Source organism: Streptococcus suis S735 (assembly GCF_000294495.1).
In the GTDB taxonomy this organism is placed as follows: domain Bacteria; phylum Bacillota; class Bacilli; order Lactobacillales; family Streptococcaceae; genus Streptococcus; species Streptococcus suis.
The window spans coordinates 1,023,506-1,037,537 of the sequence record NC_018526.1 but is presented as its reverse complement, the minus strand read 5'-3'; the positions used below and the strand labels follow the sequence as shown (position 1 = coordinate 1,037,537).

The window sequence follows — 14,032 nt, the reverse complement described above, 5'->3', positions numbered from 1 at the left end:
TGTTATGCAGTTTTCTCAGAGTAACTTCTGGAAGGACGGGAACTAGAACTTACTTTGAGAATTTACCGTTTAAAAAAATTAATTTTTATAAAATTAAATATTGACTTTATTGAAATAAAGTGTAAAATAACATTAAACAAATATTTAATTGATGTTTAAGGAGACGTTTATGAAAAGGTTGATTCACAATAAATTATTTCTATCTAGCTTTGTGGCAGACTTGATTTCCAACTTTGGAGATACGCTTTACTATCTGGCTTTGATGAACTATGTTTTACTCTTACCAGATACCAAGTTTGCCCTGGCTATGATTACCGCATCTGAAACCTTGCCGATTTTGGCAGGCCTCTTTATCGGGATTTGGGCAGACAAGACCAAAAACAAATTGGATACCATTCTTGCAACTCTGGTGGTTCGTGTCGGTCTCTATGCCTTTGTTGGCTTCTTGATGGGATTTGCACCAGCCCTCTGGGTTGTGGCGGTGGTCTGCGTCATCAACTTCCTGTCTGACCTTGCTGGTCAATACGAAAACGGTCTCTATATGCCAGTCAGCTTGCGGGTTGTGGCTGCTGAAGACCGTGAAACAGCTATGGCTTTTAAGATGACGGTGAAAAGTCTTTTGCAAATTGCCTTCCAAGCTAGCGGTGCTATCCTGATCGGATTTATGTCTTACCAGAATCTCGCCTTCTTCAATGCAGGGACCTTCTTGGTCAGTCTTGCTATCATGGCAACCCTCCGTCCAGCTCTTGCCAAGCTACTGAAGGAAAATCCAATCCAAGAAGCTGAGCAAACAGAAACAGAAGCAGGTATTATCAAGGGCATGCGTAACAGTCTCAAAGAATCCTACCAAGCTGTTCAGAATATTCCAGTTCTCAAAGCGTCAATTGTGACCATTGCCAGCCTGAATGCCATTTTTACCGCACTTTCACCATTAGTTATTCTAAATATGAAGGAGTTCTCAGACTTTGTGATTGTCAATGCAGGAACAACCGTTGCTTTGATTTCCATTTTCTTCTCAGTTGGTAGTATCTTGGGGTCAAGTATCGGTATGGCTTTGTTCAAAAATGTCAGCTTAATCAATCTCCTCAAATTCTCTACATTGATGCCAGTCTTGATTTTCTCAGGTTTCTTTCTCCACAATATTTATGTGGTATTGACGATTATTTTTGTGACAGCTATGACTTTGGGTGTCTTCAATCCGAAAATGAATGCCTTGGTCTTAAATGAACTGCCTGAAGATAAATTGGCGACAGTCGGTGGAGGGATTGATGCTTTCTGCCAGATTGGTATGGTAGCAGGTCAAGCTTTAGTTGCCCTAATGGTGACAGTGCTTTCTGCGACAAGTATTTCTCTCATCTTCCTCTTGCTTTCTGTAGGACTAGTAAGCTATACTATTCTTGTGGGGCGTAAGTCTAAAAATGAAGTAGTTGTTAAAGCTTAGAAAGTATGCGTATGAAATTAGATTACCGAGATTATAGAAGCGAGATTGTCGAAAAATTCTTTATTCCTTTAATTGTCAAGGAGCGTGAGGAACCGATTGAGGCGGATTTTTCACAGAAAGAAAAAGGCATTCTCAAAGATACCTTGGACATTCGTGATGAGATTGAAGAAAAGTTGGCAGATTTTCGTCAAGAAGTCAATCAAGTCTTTGTCTGGGGATATATTTTTAACATTTTGCATAGTCTTTATTTCTATATCTTGAATGATGGGCAGGATCCAAAGACAGTTGAGGAAGCTTGTCAATTGATTTTAAAGCTGTCTCAAGAAGAAGTAGAAGATGCCATGCGAACCATGTTGGCATCTGAAAATGACGGACATCGTGAGAAGACCCTCAGCCTCATGGAACTTTTGGAAAAAACGGATAAAAAGCCGGCAGATAAGTGGTACTGGTCACTGGCTATCCGCAATCCCCTGGAAACAGTTGAGCGGTCTGTCCATCTCTTGGATAAGATGCTTCCAATCTACCAGCCCTATTTTGAGCAAGCAAGAGTTGAGCGGGAAGCCTTTGCTAGGGATTTTGACATTGAGAAACTCTATCGAGACTCCAAACAGTTGTCCATGACTGGCTTGGATGCTTTGAGTGTTGAAAATGCTCAATTCTTCGTTCTCAGTCCGTGGAATTATTGGTTTGCTTATTATGGCAACGAAGAATTTGACTATATGAAAGTCGCTCTTTTAGCTTCCTGTCGAATTGATCAGATTATGCTGTCAAATGACGAGCTGGATCTGGATGATTTGACAACGGCTCTTAAAGTCATCAGCGATAGTACGCGCTATCAGGTCTTGGTTGAGCTGACCAAGCCTCATGCCAAGAGCAAGGACATTGCAGAACGACTGGCTATTACAGGGGCGGCAGTGTCTTTCCACACTCAAAAGCTGATTAACGGTGACTTACTTCTCTTCAATACAAAAAATAGCGATGTCAAATACAGTGTCAATCGTGAACTTCTCCAAGAGGTCATTGCCAAATTGACAGAGGATTTTGATTTGTAAAAAAAGCCTTGTAAGTTAGATCTTACAAGGTTCTTTTGTGCTTATACCCTTCGAAAATCAAAATCAGACGTTGTTGACTTGATTTGATGAGTGAAAAGGTCCAGTGGATCTTTTCAGCCTGTTCCCTTGAAATATAATAAGGAACAGTGTTCTATCTGCATCTTACGGTCACGAACCAAGTTCGTCTAATTTCCGACCTCCAACAGTCTATTGCCAGACTGTTGGAGCTAGTCTGTTTTTGATTTTCATTGAGTATTAATGATTAACCAGCTGAGCAGTTGGCAAGTGATGATGGTGATAAAGAAAACCAGCCAGCCTTGCTGTATTATAGTCAGGGAATGATTTTCTAGGAAGAAAAAGCTGATTTCGACTGGGATAACATGGATAAAATAATAATAGCTGGCGTATTCTTTTAGAAATTGGAATTTTTTCTGGCGGAATAGATCTGTGGTTAGGGTCCAGGCGACTAGATAGGCTGTGAATGGAATCAGGCTAAATAGAAAGTTCTTGTCGTAGCCCTGTTTGAGATAGATGACAGTGGCTTCAAAAGCTAAAAGGGCTGTGCAGACAAGTAGTTTGTTTTTTTGTCGGTATTGGAAAATGGGGTGATTGAGTTTGTCGGCTAGATAAAAGCCTGTCAGGACAAAAATCGGTGCGTAGAAGAGGCCGTTGCGGCTGGTGAAAAAGAAGGTTTTGTAGCTGTCAAATGCGGTCAGGAAAATCGATTCTGCCAGGTAGGAGGAGTAGGTTTCGACTGAGCCTAGAAGATAGAGAAGGCAGGCTAGACAAGCTGTGATGCGCCAGCCCCATTTCCTTAAAGAATAGTGGACAAGGACAAGACCTAGCAGGAAGGCGGGCATGTACCAGAGTTGGTAGCTGGTGCCTGTGTAGGTCAGTCCGACTAGGAGTGCGAGGGGGTAGTGGAGTAGGGGGATTTCTTGGAGGTTTAGGTAGAAGAGGTAGAAGGGTAGGTAGAGGACGGACCAGGTCAGGTACTGCTTGCTGTAGCGGATTAGGTATTGTTTGGAGAGGCTGGGGTAGTTGCGTCGGAGGAAGAAGCTGGCTGTGACCATGAAGTAGGGAACGACCATGCGACTAAAGATTGATTTTTGGATGAAGTGGAGCTGGTCTGTTTCAAATAACCTGCGGCAATGGAGGGCGATAACGAGAATGGCTCCGATGAACTGGATGAGGGAGAGCAGTGATGTATTGAGTGGTTTTGTCTTATTTTGCATGCTAACGTTCTTCTTTTTTCTTCTATTTTATCGAAATCTGATGAATATGTAAATGTTTGCAAAAAGATGTGGAGAGGTGCTGGCTGAAACTTAGTTGACAAGAGAAGTCCAGTGGAAAATATGGTATAATGTTAGGACGGAGTAAATGTAAACTATCTATTTCGTTTAAGTTAGAAAGGAGCATATAGATGAAAGATTTACATGCAAAATTATTGGCTGATTTTGGGATTGATTTTTCGGATTTGAATTTATTAGAAACGGCTTTTACCCATACTTCTTATGCCAATGAGCATCGCCTTCTAAAAATTTCACATAATGAGCGCTTGGAATTTTTAGGAGACGCTGTTCTCCAGTTGATGATTTCCAAATATCTTTATCAAAAATATCCTGATAGACCCGAAGGTGAGATGTCCAAGTTGCGTTCGACCTTTGTACGTGAGGAGTCTTTGGCTGGTTTTTCACGTGCTTGTGGTTTTGATCGGTTTCTTCGTCTTGGTAAGGGGGAAGAGAAGTCTGGAGGGCGAAATCGCGATACTATTTTAGGAGATGCTTTCGAGGCGTTCTTAGGAGCTCTGCTATTGGACAAAGGGGAAAAGACCGTGGAGGAATTTATCCATAAGGTCATGATTCCTCGTTTAGAAAAAGGGAATTTTGAGCGCGTGACCGACTATAAGACTGCTTTGCAGGAAATTTTGCAGGTCAATGGTGAGATTGCTATTTCGTATCAAGTAATAGCTGAGTCTGGACCTGCCCATGATAAGACCTTTGAAGTGGAGGTATCTGCTGATCAGCGTGTGATTGGTCGTGGTCGTGGTCGCTCTAAGAAATTAGCTGAACAAGCCGCCGCCAAAAATGCTGTGGAGGCTAGAGGATAGGTATGTATCTAAAATCAATTGAAATGCAGGGCTTTAAGTCCTTTGCGGATAAGACTAAGGTAGTCTTTGATCGTGGAGTGACTGCTGTTGTAGGACCGAATGGTTCTGGCAAGTCCAATATTACAGAAAGTCTACGTTGGGCCTTGGGAGAGTCGTCTGCTAAAAGCCTACGTGGAGGCAAGATGCCAGACGTCATCTTTTCGGGAACAGAAAGTCGCAAGGCTCTTAACTATGCCTCGGTTGTCGTGACCTTGGATAATAGCACAGGTTTTATCGCCAATAAACAGAAAGAAATCAAGGTAGAACGCCACATTTATCGATCTGGTGATAGTGAGTACTTGATTGATGGGCAAAAGGTTCGTCTACGGGATATTCATGATCTTTTCATGGATACGGGCTTGGGACGTGATTCTTTCTCTATCATTTCACAAGGGCGGGTTGAAGCAATTTTCAATTCCAAGCCTGAGGAACGCCGTGCTATTTTTGAAGAGGCGGCAGGGGTCTTAAAATACAAGACGCGTAAAAAAGAAACAGAAAGTAAGTTGGCACAGGCCCAGGACAACTTGGACCGCTTGGACGATATTATCTACGAATTAGATAATCAGGTCAAACCATTAGAGAAACAGGCACAAACTGCTAAGAAATTTCTAGAATTAGATGGTCAACGTAAGGAATTATACTTAAATGTTTTGGTGGCTCAGTTGTCGCTTGGTAAGGAAAAGTTATCGGAAAAAGAGGCCGAACTAGAGTCTGTCAAAACTGAATTGACTAGCTACTACAAACAGCGTTCTGAGCTGGAGCAAGAAAATCTGAACTTGAAAGAGAAGCGCCACCGCCTTTCAGAACAATTGGAGCGTGAACAGGCAGTTCTGTTGGATTTGACCAAGTTAATCAGTGATTTGGAGCGAAAAATTGAGGTCCATAAACTGGAATCTAGTCAAAACGAATCAAGTCGTCAAGAAGCGCAGGCGCGCTTGGAAAACTTGTTGACTAGACGAGAGCAGTTGGCAGAACAGATTGAGCAAAAGCAAGAAACGCTTGCGCAATTAGATAGTTCCTTGTCTAGCTTGAAAGACGATATTGCTGCGGTAGACAAAGAAATTTCCTACTTTTCAGAAGATCCTGATCAGGTTTTAGATCATCTGCGTGAACAGTATGTTGCTCTGATGCAGGAAGAGGCAGAAGCTTCAAACAGTCTGACCAAGATTCAGCAGGATATTGCCAATCAAATCAGTCTTTCAGAGAGTAAATCTGAAGACTTGGCACGCTTGCAGACGGAAAAACAAACAGCTCAAGAAGTACTTGATAAGAGTCGGAAAAGTTTAGAAGAAGCTGATCACGTGTTACGCCAGTTGCTTGAGAGCTATCAGACCAAAAAAACAGAATTGGATCAAGTCCAGACTGCTTATCAGGCTGAGCAAGGTCGCTTGTTTGATTTGCTGGATCAGTTGAAAGGCAAGCAGGCTCGTCAGTCTAGTTTAGAAGCTATTTTAAAAAATCACTCCAATTTTTACGCGGGGGTTAAGGCTGTCTTACAGGCGGCACCAAGCTTAGGAGGAATTATTGGAGCAGTCAGTGAACAATTGACCTTTGATACTCGTTACCAAACGGCTTTGGAAATTGCTCTTGGCGGTGCTAGTCAAAACGTCATCGTTGAAGATGAAGCGACTGCTAAACGAGCTATCGCATTTTTGAAAGAAAAACGGCAAGGACGGGCAACCTTCTTACCTCTAACAACTATCAAGCCACGTCAGCTTTCTGGACAGCAAGTCTCTTTACTAGAATCTTCAGAAGGATTCTTGGGGCTTGCAAGTGATTTGGTGACTTATCAGCCAAATTTAGATGCGATTTTCCAAAATTTGCTAGGCACTATTGCGATTTTTGATAGCATTGACCATGCCAACCAGGCGGCGCGTGCGACCAAGTTTCAAGTGCGTATGGTGACCATGGATGGAGCGGAAATCCGTCCTGGTGGAGCCTTTGCTGGTGGTAGCAATCGAAATAACAGCACGACCTTTATCAAACCAGAACTGGATGCTCTTTTAGGAGAAATAGCAGAGCTGTCTAGCCAGTTGCAGGAGCAAGAAAGCTTGGTTGCAGCTAAGAAAACTAGCTTAGACCAAACCAGAGAAGCCTTGGAAACGATTAAGGCGGAGGGGGAAGAAGCTAGATTGAACCAGCAGAGCGCAAGGATTCATCAGGAACAGGCAGAAAATAGACTGGCTCAGCTATCAGCCCAGTATGACCTGCAAATGAGTCAGGTTAGTCCGACCATTTTGACTGAGCTAGAAGAGGCTGCTGCTAAGGAAGAAGTAAATGTCCAAGCCTTGAATGAGAAAAAACTAGCCTTGGATCAACAAATCAATCAAGTCCGTGATAATCGCGACAGTATTCAAGAAAGCTTGCAGAAACTACAGACTCAGAAGGGTCAACTAACTTTGGAACAAGCTGAACTGACTAGCCAACTTCGTTTTGAACAGACAGATCTGAGACGTTTGCAAGAAGAAAAAGTGGTTGCAGATAAGGAAATTTCTCTTTTAGAGGATATGATTGACCAGAAGTTAGAAGCTCTTGAAGATACTAGTATTGAGATTCTTGAAGAACAATTGCAGGCCGCATCTGATAAGCAAAACCAGACCAATCAGATTCTAATTCGCTTAAAGTTTGAGTTGGAAGATATTGATGGGCAGTTTGAAGACTTGGAAGAAAGATTGCAACAAGCTCGGACTAAGAATGATGATTTGATCCGTAAGCAGGCTAAGTTAGAGGCGGATTGTGAGCAAGCGGGCGATAAATTACGGACTTTACTTGGTAATTTGACCGAGCATTTCAAATTGAGTTTTGAAGCTGCTCAGTCTCAGGCCAAGGAAGTTGAGAATCTTGCAGTTGCTGAACAAAGCCTCAAAGACCTAGAAAGAGCTATTCGTGCTTTGGGTCCAGTCAATTTGGATGCTATTGAGCAGTATGACGAGGTCAATAACCGTCTGACCTTCCTCAATGAGCAACGGACAGATATTTTGTCGGCGCGTGATTTACTACTAGATACTATCCACGAGATGGATGATGAAGTCAAAGAGCGCTTCAAGGTTACTTTTGAAGCTATTCGTGAAAGCTTTAAGCAGACATTCAAACAAATGTTTGGCGGTGGTTCAGCGGATTTGATTTTGACAGAAGGTGACCTATTGACTGCGGGTGTGGAGATTTCTGTTCAACCTCCGGGTAAGAAAATTCAATCTCTCAATCTTATGTCAGGTGGCGAAAAAGCCCTTTCGGCCCTCGCTCTGCTATTTTCCATTATCCGTGTTAAGACCATTCCTTTTGTAATTCTCGATGAGGTGGAGGCAGCCTTGGATGAGGCGAATGTCAAACGTTTTGGCGACTACCTCAACCGTTTTGATAAGGAGAGTCAGTTTATCGTCGTGACCCACCGTAAAGGGACCATGGCGGCAGCGGATGCCATGTATGGGGTGACCATGCAGGAATCTGGCGTGTCCAAGATTGTTTCCGTTAAGCTGAAAGATGTGGAGAAATTATGATTAACAAAATTTACGCCAGTGATATGGATGGTACCTTTTTACGAGAAGACCATAGTTTTGATAAGGAACGGTTTCGTCGTATACTGAATCAGTTCAAAGAAAAAGGTTATTTATTTGTGGCAGCAAGTGGGCGATCTATGCAAAGCCTGAAACTTGTTTTTGAAGATTTTGTAGATGAAATCGGGTTTGTAGCTGAAAATGGTTCAATCGTTGAATATCAGGGGCAGACTATCTTTATGGATGATCCAATTAGTCCTGAAATTTATCTGCCGATTATCGCAGGTATTGATGCAGGTCCCTTTGGTAGCAGTCGTTCCATGGTGCTGTCTGGCCTCGAAAACTTTTATTTATTAAAAAATGCTGAGCCTCAGTTTTTAGAAGCGATGACGAATTATTACGCACATTTTCGATTGGTAGACACATTTGAAGAAGTTCGAGAAGAGATTATAAAAATCAATGCCAAATTTTCTCCTGAGGAAATGGACGATGCTAGACGATGGTTAAATGATACATTTGAAGGTGTAACGGCCATGACAACTGGTTTTGACAATATTGATATAATTCCAAATGGTTCAAATAAATCAGTTGGATTGAGTCATCTCTGTGCTCATTTTGGAATTACCCGTCAGGATGTAGTGGCATTTGGTGATAATCAAAATGATTTGGATATGTTTGACTTTGCTGGTCTGGCTCTTGCGACAGAAAATGCAAGAGAGGAAGTGAAGGCCCAGGCAGATTGGATGATTGGTCATTGCAATGATGGAGCAGTATTAGCCTATTTAGAGGAGGAAGTAAATGGCAATTAAGTTGATTGCATTGGATTTAGATGGAACACTTCTGACATCGGACAAACGGATTTCAGAAGCTAATAAAAAGGCCTTGCAGGCAGCGCGTGAGCGTGGAGTTTATGTAGTTCTGACAACAGGGCGTCCTTTACAAGCTATCGGTACTTTTCTAGAAGAACTAGATCTGTTAGGGGAGAATCAATATTCGATTACATTTAACGGTGGTCTAGTCCAGGAAAATACAGGTCGAGTTTTGGATAAGGTTGGCTTCACCATTGAAGATGTGCGCACCATCAGTCGTGTGACAAATGACTTGGACCTTCCTCTGGATGTTCTCTATGGTGGCGATGTCTATTCTCTACCATCAGCCCATGAATCACTTTATCTAACTTGTAATCCATTGCTTAATAAAATTGTGGCAAGCGATGAGGAAATGCCAGAAGATTTTGTCTACAATAAGGCAGTTTCAGCTGTGGCAGCAGACTTTTTGGATGGACAAATTCCAAAAATTCCTGCGGAACTTCACGAGCGTTTCGAGATTTTCAAATCGCGTGATATTCTGCTCGAATGGAGTCCAAAAGGTGTTCATAAAGCAAATGGTTTGGCTAAGTTGATTGGACATCTGGGGATTGATCAGTCAGAAGTTATGGCCTGTGGCGATGAAGGAAATGATCTTTCGATGATTGAATGGGCTGGTCTGGGTGTTGCCATGGCTAATGCGACTGATGAAATCAAGTCTGCGGCCAACCTTGTCCTGCCAAAAAACAATGATGAAGATGGCATTGCTTGGGTCATCGAGCACTATGTATTGAATGAGGACTAGTATGGGATTATTTGATCGATTATTTGGACAAAAAAAACAAGAGGAGCAAGTCGCTCTTGTTGAAGAAGTGGAAAGGGAGCAGTCGGCTTCTAGCGAAGATACAGTAACTACTGAAGTTGAGTCAGCTACTCAAGAAATGGAAAAGTTCCAGTCTGAAGTAGCAGAGACTGAATTGACAGCCGAACAAGAAGCTCAGAAACAACGGACCTTAGACATGATGGCTCAATATTATGCAGCCAAAGAAGCCGCTGCGGCTCGAGTGAAGGAAGCGCAGGAACAAGGCTTTGACCCTGCTATTCAAACCAAGGTCAAGGAAGAGCCTGTTGAGGAAGTTGCTCCAGTAGGGCAAGAAAGTGAACAGGACAAGTACCAGCGTACCTTGAAAAAGACGCGTACAGGATTTGGGGCAAGGCTCAATGAATTCTTTGCCAATTTCCGTTCGGTTGATGAAGAATTTTTCGAAGAGTTGGAAGAAATGCTGATTTTGTCAGACGTAGGTGTGCAAGTTGCTTCTACGCTGACAGAGGAGCTCCGCTATGAAGCCAAGCTACAAAATGCCAAGAAGATAGATGAACTCCGTCGTGTTATCATCGAAAAATTGGTGGATATTTACGAAAAAGACGGTCAATTCAGTGAGCAAATCAATTTCCAAGATGATTTGACAGTCATGCTCTTTGTCGGTGTCAACGGTGTTGGGAAGACGACGTCTATCGGTAAGTTAGCCTACAAGTACAAGCAAGCTGGCAAGAAGGTCATGTTGGTCGCAGCGGACACCTTCCGTGCGGGTGCGGTAGCCCAGCTGGTCGAGTGGGGTCGCCGTGTCGATGTGCCAGTAGTCACAGGACCTGAAAAGTCAGACCCAGCTAGTGTGGTTTTTGATGGGGTAAAACGTGCCGTGGCAGAAGGCGTGGATATTCTCATGATTGATACAGCAGGTCGCTTGCAAAATAAAGAAAACCTCATGGCAGAGCTGGAAAAAATCGGTCGCATCATCAAACGGACCCTACCTGATGCACCGCATGAAACCCTCTTAGCACTGGATGCCTCCACAGGTCAAAACGCCCTCAGTCAAGCCAAGGAATTTGCAAAAATTACTCCATTGACTGGGCTAGTCTTGACCAAGCTAGACGGTACAGCCAAGGGTGGTGTCGTTCTTGCCATCCGTCAGGAACTGGATATACCAGTTAAGCTAATTGGTTTCGGTGAGAAAATCGATGACATCGGTGAATTCAAATCCGAAGAATTCATGCGTGGGCTATTGGAAGGATTGGTATAGAAAAAAGTCGTTAGTTCAATGAACTAGCGACTTTTTCTATCTGTATGCAGCAGTGAGTAAATGGCAATATCCACAATACCCCGATTGTTTCGAGCGGCTTGGCGGAGAGTTCCTTCATAGGTCATACCGACTTTTTCCATGACACGACCAGAAGGACGATTTTCACTATCGTGAACAGCTGTAATCCGTAAACAGCCCACTTCCTCCAATAAATAGTGATTAACAGCTTCAAGAGCTTCGGCCATATAACTTTGCCCCCACCATTTACTGCCCAACACCCAACCTAATTCGGCAGCTTGAACTCTTTCATCAAGGCTGACAACGGAAATATCTCCAATGGGTTGCTGATTTTCTTTGAGCTCAATTACCCACCTGTATGTTTTTTCCTGTGAATAGGATTGAAGACAGAACTGGACATAGTCTTCAGTATCTTGGAGTGTCTGATGCGTTGGCCAGGTCAGATAGGTGGTAACCTTTTCATCTGAAGTCCAGTTTTGGAAAACTGATTCAACATCGCTTGCTTGAAAAGGGCGTAAAATTAGACGTTCTGTTTCTAAAATCTGAGTTCCTTTATGTTGCATCTTATTTCCTCCTCAACAACGCTTCTATCCAGTCTGGTGCATAGGCAGAAGTGCAGCCTTTTGGAACTTTCATGTTCGCATAGACGGCCAATTCCTGACCAATTGCAAGACCTTGTTCCAGGTAGTCAGGATAGGTAACTGCAATCTCCACTAAGCATTGGTTCATGGTCCATTGGACAAGCGGGTCAGCGGTTTGCAAATGCTGGCGAATATGGTCTAGAGATTCTTCGATTTCTTGATTTGAGGCAGTTCTTCCAGCAAAGTATTTGGCACGAAGGAACCAACCTAATCGTTGAAAAATAGCCTGGTCTTGGATGAGTAAGTATTCTTCCCAGTCTTTGCTATCCTTGCGTTTGCTGAGGATAATGGAAGCCAATTTATCGAGGACATTGACCGAAATTTGTTCATTGAGGCAATTCTCTAGGTCAGCTTGGGGAAGTTGGTTAGGTTTAGCCTTGGCAACTTGAATAGCTAAATATTGTGCTTCTAGGACACCTGTTTGCCAGAGTGGGGCAAATAAGTCCAGTCGATTTTTATAGGCCTTGGCGATACCAGAAATAGCTCCCATTGGAACTCCGTAGTAGGGCTTAGTTTCGCCAATTTTTTCATAACGCTTGAGGGTGCCAGCATGGCTGGCTACTTCAAGTTGGGTGAGAATGATGTTCATTTCAGTCATAAATATCTCCCAAAAAAACTGGATTGCTCCAGTTTTTATATGTAGTCGTTTAGTTTGCTTTTAGTACAAGGCAACGAGGTGCAGGTTGCTAGAACAGCCTAGAGGCTGTTCTAGGTTGGAAATAAGACATGCGAAGCAAGTCACTTTCGTGGAGTACGGCAAAGCGAGTTAACGAAGTAATCAAAGCTAAACTAAATGACTATTTCAATAAACCACGTTCACGATACCAGACATCAGGTGTCCAAACCCACTTGCAACTGTAGCTTTCTAGCAAATCAAAGGCTGCCTCAGGTCCCATAGTTCCAGCTGGATAGGTGTGGAGTGGGACTTGGTTGCTTGCCCACAAATCAACAATGCGGTCAATCAAGCTCCAGCTTGCTTTCACTTCTTCCCAATGGCTAAAGTTAGTAGAATCACCATTTAGGACATCGAAAAAGAGTTTTTCGTAGGCTTCGGGTGAATTTCCAAGAGCAGTTGCATTGTGGCGGAAGTTGAGTTTGGCAGGAGTAAGAGCAAAATGGGAACCAACTTCCTTACCGTTGATAGAGAGCATGAAGCCTTCAGTTGGTTGGATGAAGATGGTCAATACATTGGCTTCGGAAGGTTGACCAAAAATATCTTCCGCATGCTTGAAGGTGATGGTCACGCGCGTGCCCTTTTCTGTCAGACGTTTACCTGTACGGAAGAAGAAAGGTACATCACGGAAACGGTCAGTATCAACGAAGAAGACACCTCCTGCAAAGGTTTCTGTCTGAGAACCTTCGGCAATATTTGGTTCATCCAAGTAGCTAACGTAGTCTTTTCCGTCAATGGAACCTGCTGCATATTGACCACGGATGAAGTTGCGTTTGAGGTCCTCATCAGAAGGCTGACGAAGGTGTTGGAAGACCTTAATCTTTTCAGCGCGGACATCTTCCTCCTTGAAGCTGGCTGGCTTATCCATTGCTAGAAGGGAAAGAACTTGAAGGGCATGGTTTTGCACCATGTCTTTTAAGGCGCCAGAATGATCGTAGTAGCCTCCACGATCCTCAACACCAATCGCTTCAGCAAATGTAATTTGGACGTTATCGATGTAATCGCGGTTCCAAATATGCTCAAAAATGATATTGGCAAAGCGAACCGCAAAGATATTTTGCACCATTTCCTTGCCTAGGTAATGGTCGATACGGTAGATTTGGTCTTCATTGAAGGCTGCTGCCAATTCATCATTGAGTTTGGTAGCTGTAGCAAGGCTAGTTCCGAAAGGTTTTTCAATTATCAAGCGTTCAAAACCTTGTCCATCAACGATTTGCTCAGATTTGAGGTGTTTGGCAATGGTTCCGAAAAATTCAGGTGCCATAGAGAGGAAGAAGACCTTGTTGTGCTGGGTATTGTATTTTTCACACAAGTCGTCCTGCAATTTACGAAGAGCTACATAATGTTCCGTGTCATTGACATCGTGGCTTTGGTAGTAGAAATGATTTGCAAATTCATGAGCTTGACGTGGTGTGTCAGGCAGATCACCTAGTGATTCAATGACGGTTTGCTCAAAAAATTCCTTGGTCCAGGGTCTGCGAGCTGTACCAATTACTGCAAAATTTTCTCGGATATGGCCTGCCTTATAAAGACGGAAGAGGGATGGATAGAGTTTGCGTTTGGCAAGGTCGCCACTAGCACCAAAAATTGTAAACAATACATGTGATGACATAATTTCATTCCTATCTGTTGAATATCATTAATAGTATACCACAAATTGTCAGAAAATTCACTTTT

The 14,032-nt window shown here is 43.0% G+C and carries 11 protein-coding genes; 7 read left to right on the top strand and 4 right to left on the bottom strand.

The window, feature by feature from the left end; all coding sequences use genetic code 11:
* Positions 1-169: 169 nt before the first annotated feature.
* Complete coding sequence (locus tag YYK_RS05160) at positions 170-1,441, top strand: MFS transporter (RefSeq protein WP_012775182.1); 1,272 nt, start codon at positions 170-172, stop codon at positions 1,439-1,441.
* An 11-nt stretch (positions 1,442-1,452) separates the two neighbouring features.
* Positions 1,453-2,493, top strand: coding sequence for an ArsR/SmtB family transcription factor (locus YYK_RS05155; RefSeq protein WP_012775181.1), 1,041 nt, complete (start codon positions 1,453-1,455; stop codon positions 2,491-2,493).
* A gap of 245 nt (positions 2,494-2,738) precedes the next feature.
* Here the strand turns inward: YYK_RS05155 and YYK_RS05150 are convergent, their stop codons facing one another.
* A complete protein-coding gene (locus YYK_RS05150; RefSeq protein WP_012775577.1) occupies positions 2,739-3,728 on the bottom strand; it encodes an acyltransferase family protein in 990 nt (329 codons plus the stop codon).
* Positions 3,729-3,916: 188 nt separating this feature from the next.
* Between YYK_RS05150 and rnc the strand changes: the two genes are divergently transcribed.
* Genes rnc through ftsY form a run of 5 tightly spaced genes read left to right on the top strand, consistent with a single transcriptional unit; the run spans position 3,917 to position 11,023 of the window.
* Entirely contained in the window at positions 3,917-4,603 is a 687-nt protein-coding gene (rnc, locus tag YYK_RS05145; RefSeq protein WP_012028264.1) for a ribonuclease III, read from the top strand.
* Positions 4,604-4,605: 2 nt separating this feature from the next.
* Complete coding sequence (gene smc / locus YYK_RS05140) at positions 4,606-8,139, top strand: chromosome segregation protein SMC (protein WP_012775578.1); 3,534 nt, start codon at positions 4,606-4,608, stop codon at positions 8,137-8,139.
* Positions 8,136-8,945, top strand: a complete 810-nt coding sequence (locus tag YYK_RS05135) for a Cof-type HAD-IIB family hydrolase (protein ID WP_012027151.1) — start codon at positions 8,136-8,138, stop codon at positions 8,943-8,945. Before smc ends, YYK_RS05135 begins: the two co-directional genes overlap by 4 nt.
* Positions 8,935-9,747, top strand: a complete 813-nt coding sequence (locus YYK_RS05130; RefSeq protein WP_014917253.1) for a Cof-type HAD-IIB family hydrolase — start codon at positions 8,935-8,937, stop codon at positions 9,745-9,747. The genes YYK_RS05135 and YYK_RS05130 overlap by 11 nt, the downstream gene beginning before the upstream one ends.
* A 1-nt stretch (position 9,748) precedes the next feature.
* Entirely contained in the window at positions 9,749-11,023 is a 1,275-nt protein-coding gene (ftsY, locus tag YYK_RS05125; RefSeq protein WP_012775180.1) for a signal recognition particle-docking protein FtsY, read from the top strand.
* 23 nt (positions 11,024-11,046) lie between these two features.
* Here ftsY and YYK_RS05120 read toward each other — a convergent pair whose 3' ends face one another.
* From YYK_RS05120 to zwf, 3 genes are all read right to left on the bottom strand, one after another.
* The gene (locus YYK_RS05120) at positions 11,047-11,604 is read right to left on the bottom strand and encodes a GNAT family N-acetyltransferase (RefSeq protein ID WP_012027149.1); all 558 of its coding nucleotides are present in this window, start codon (positions 11,602-11,604) and stop codon (positions 11,047-11,049) included.
* 1 nt (position 11,605) lies between these two features.
* Entirely contained in the window at positions 11,606-12,280 is a 675-nt protein-coding gene (locus tag YYK_RS05115; RefSeq protein ID WP_012027148.1) for a DNA alkylation repair protein, read from the bottom strand.
* A 199-nt stretch (positions 12,281-12,479) separates the two neighbouring features.
* Positions 12,480-13,967 (bottom strand): glucose-6-phosphate dehydrogenase, encoded by a 1,488-nt coding sequence (gene zwf / locus YYK_RS05110; protein ID WP_012027147.1) that lies wholly within the window; start codon positions 13,965-13,967, stop codon positions 12,480-12,482.
* Between the last annotated feature and the right edge of the window lie 65 nt (positions 13,968-14,032).

Bases quoted from the DNA above. Each gene is read 5' to 3' on its own strand.
- YYK_RS05160 (WP_012775182.1), top strand. From the start codon at position 170: ATGAAAAGGTTGATTCACAATAAATTATTTCTATCTAGCTTTGTGGCA.
- YYK_RS05155 (WP_012775181.1), top strand. From the start codon at position 1,453: ATGAAATTAGATTACCGAGATTATAGAAGCGAGATTGTCGAAAAATTC.
- YYK_RS05150 (WP_012775577.1), bottom strand. From the start codon at position 3,728: ATGCAAAATAAGACAAAACCACTCAATACATCACTGCTCTCCCTCATC.
- rnc (WP_012028264.1), top strand. From the start codon at position 3,917: ATGAAAGATTTACATGCAAAATTATTGGCTGATTTTGGGATTGATTTT.
- smc (WP_012775578.1), top strand. From the start codon at position 4,606: ATGTATCTAAAATCAATTGAAATGCAGGGCTTTAAGTCCTTTGCGGAT.
- YYK_RS05135 (WP_012027151.1), top strand. From the start codon at position 8,136: ATGATTAACAAAATTTACGCCAGTGATATGGATGGTACCTTTTTACGA.
- YYK_RS05130 (WP_014917253.1), top strand. From the start codon at position 8,935: ATGGCAATTAAGTTGATTGCATTGGATTTAGATGGAACACTTCTGACA.
- ftsY (WP_012775180.1), top strand. From the start codon at position 9,749: ATGGGATTATTTGATCGATTATTTGGACAAAAAAAACAAGAGGAGCAA.
- YYK_RS05120 (WP_012027149.1), bottom strand. From the start codon at position 11,604: ATGCAACATAAAGGAACTCAGATTTTAGAAACAGAACGTCTAATTTTA.
- YYK_RS05115 (WP_012027148.1), bottom strand. From the start codon at position 12,280: ATGACTGAAATGAACATCATTCTCACCCAACTTGAAGTAGCCAGCCAT.
- zwf (WP_012027147.1), bottom strand. From the start codon at position 13,967: ATGTCATCACATGTATTGTTTACAATTTTTGGTGCTAGTGGCGACCTT.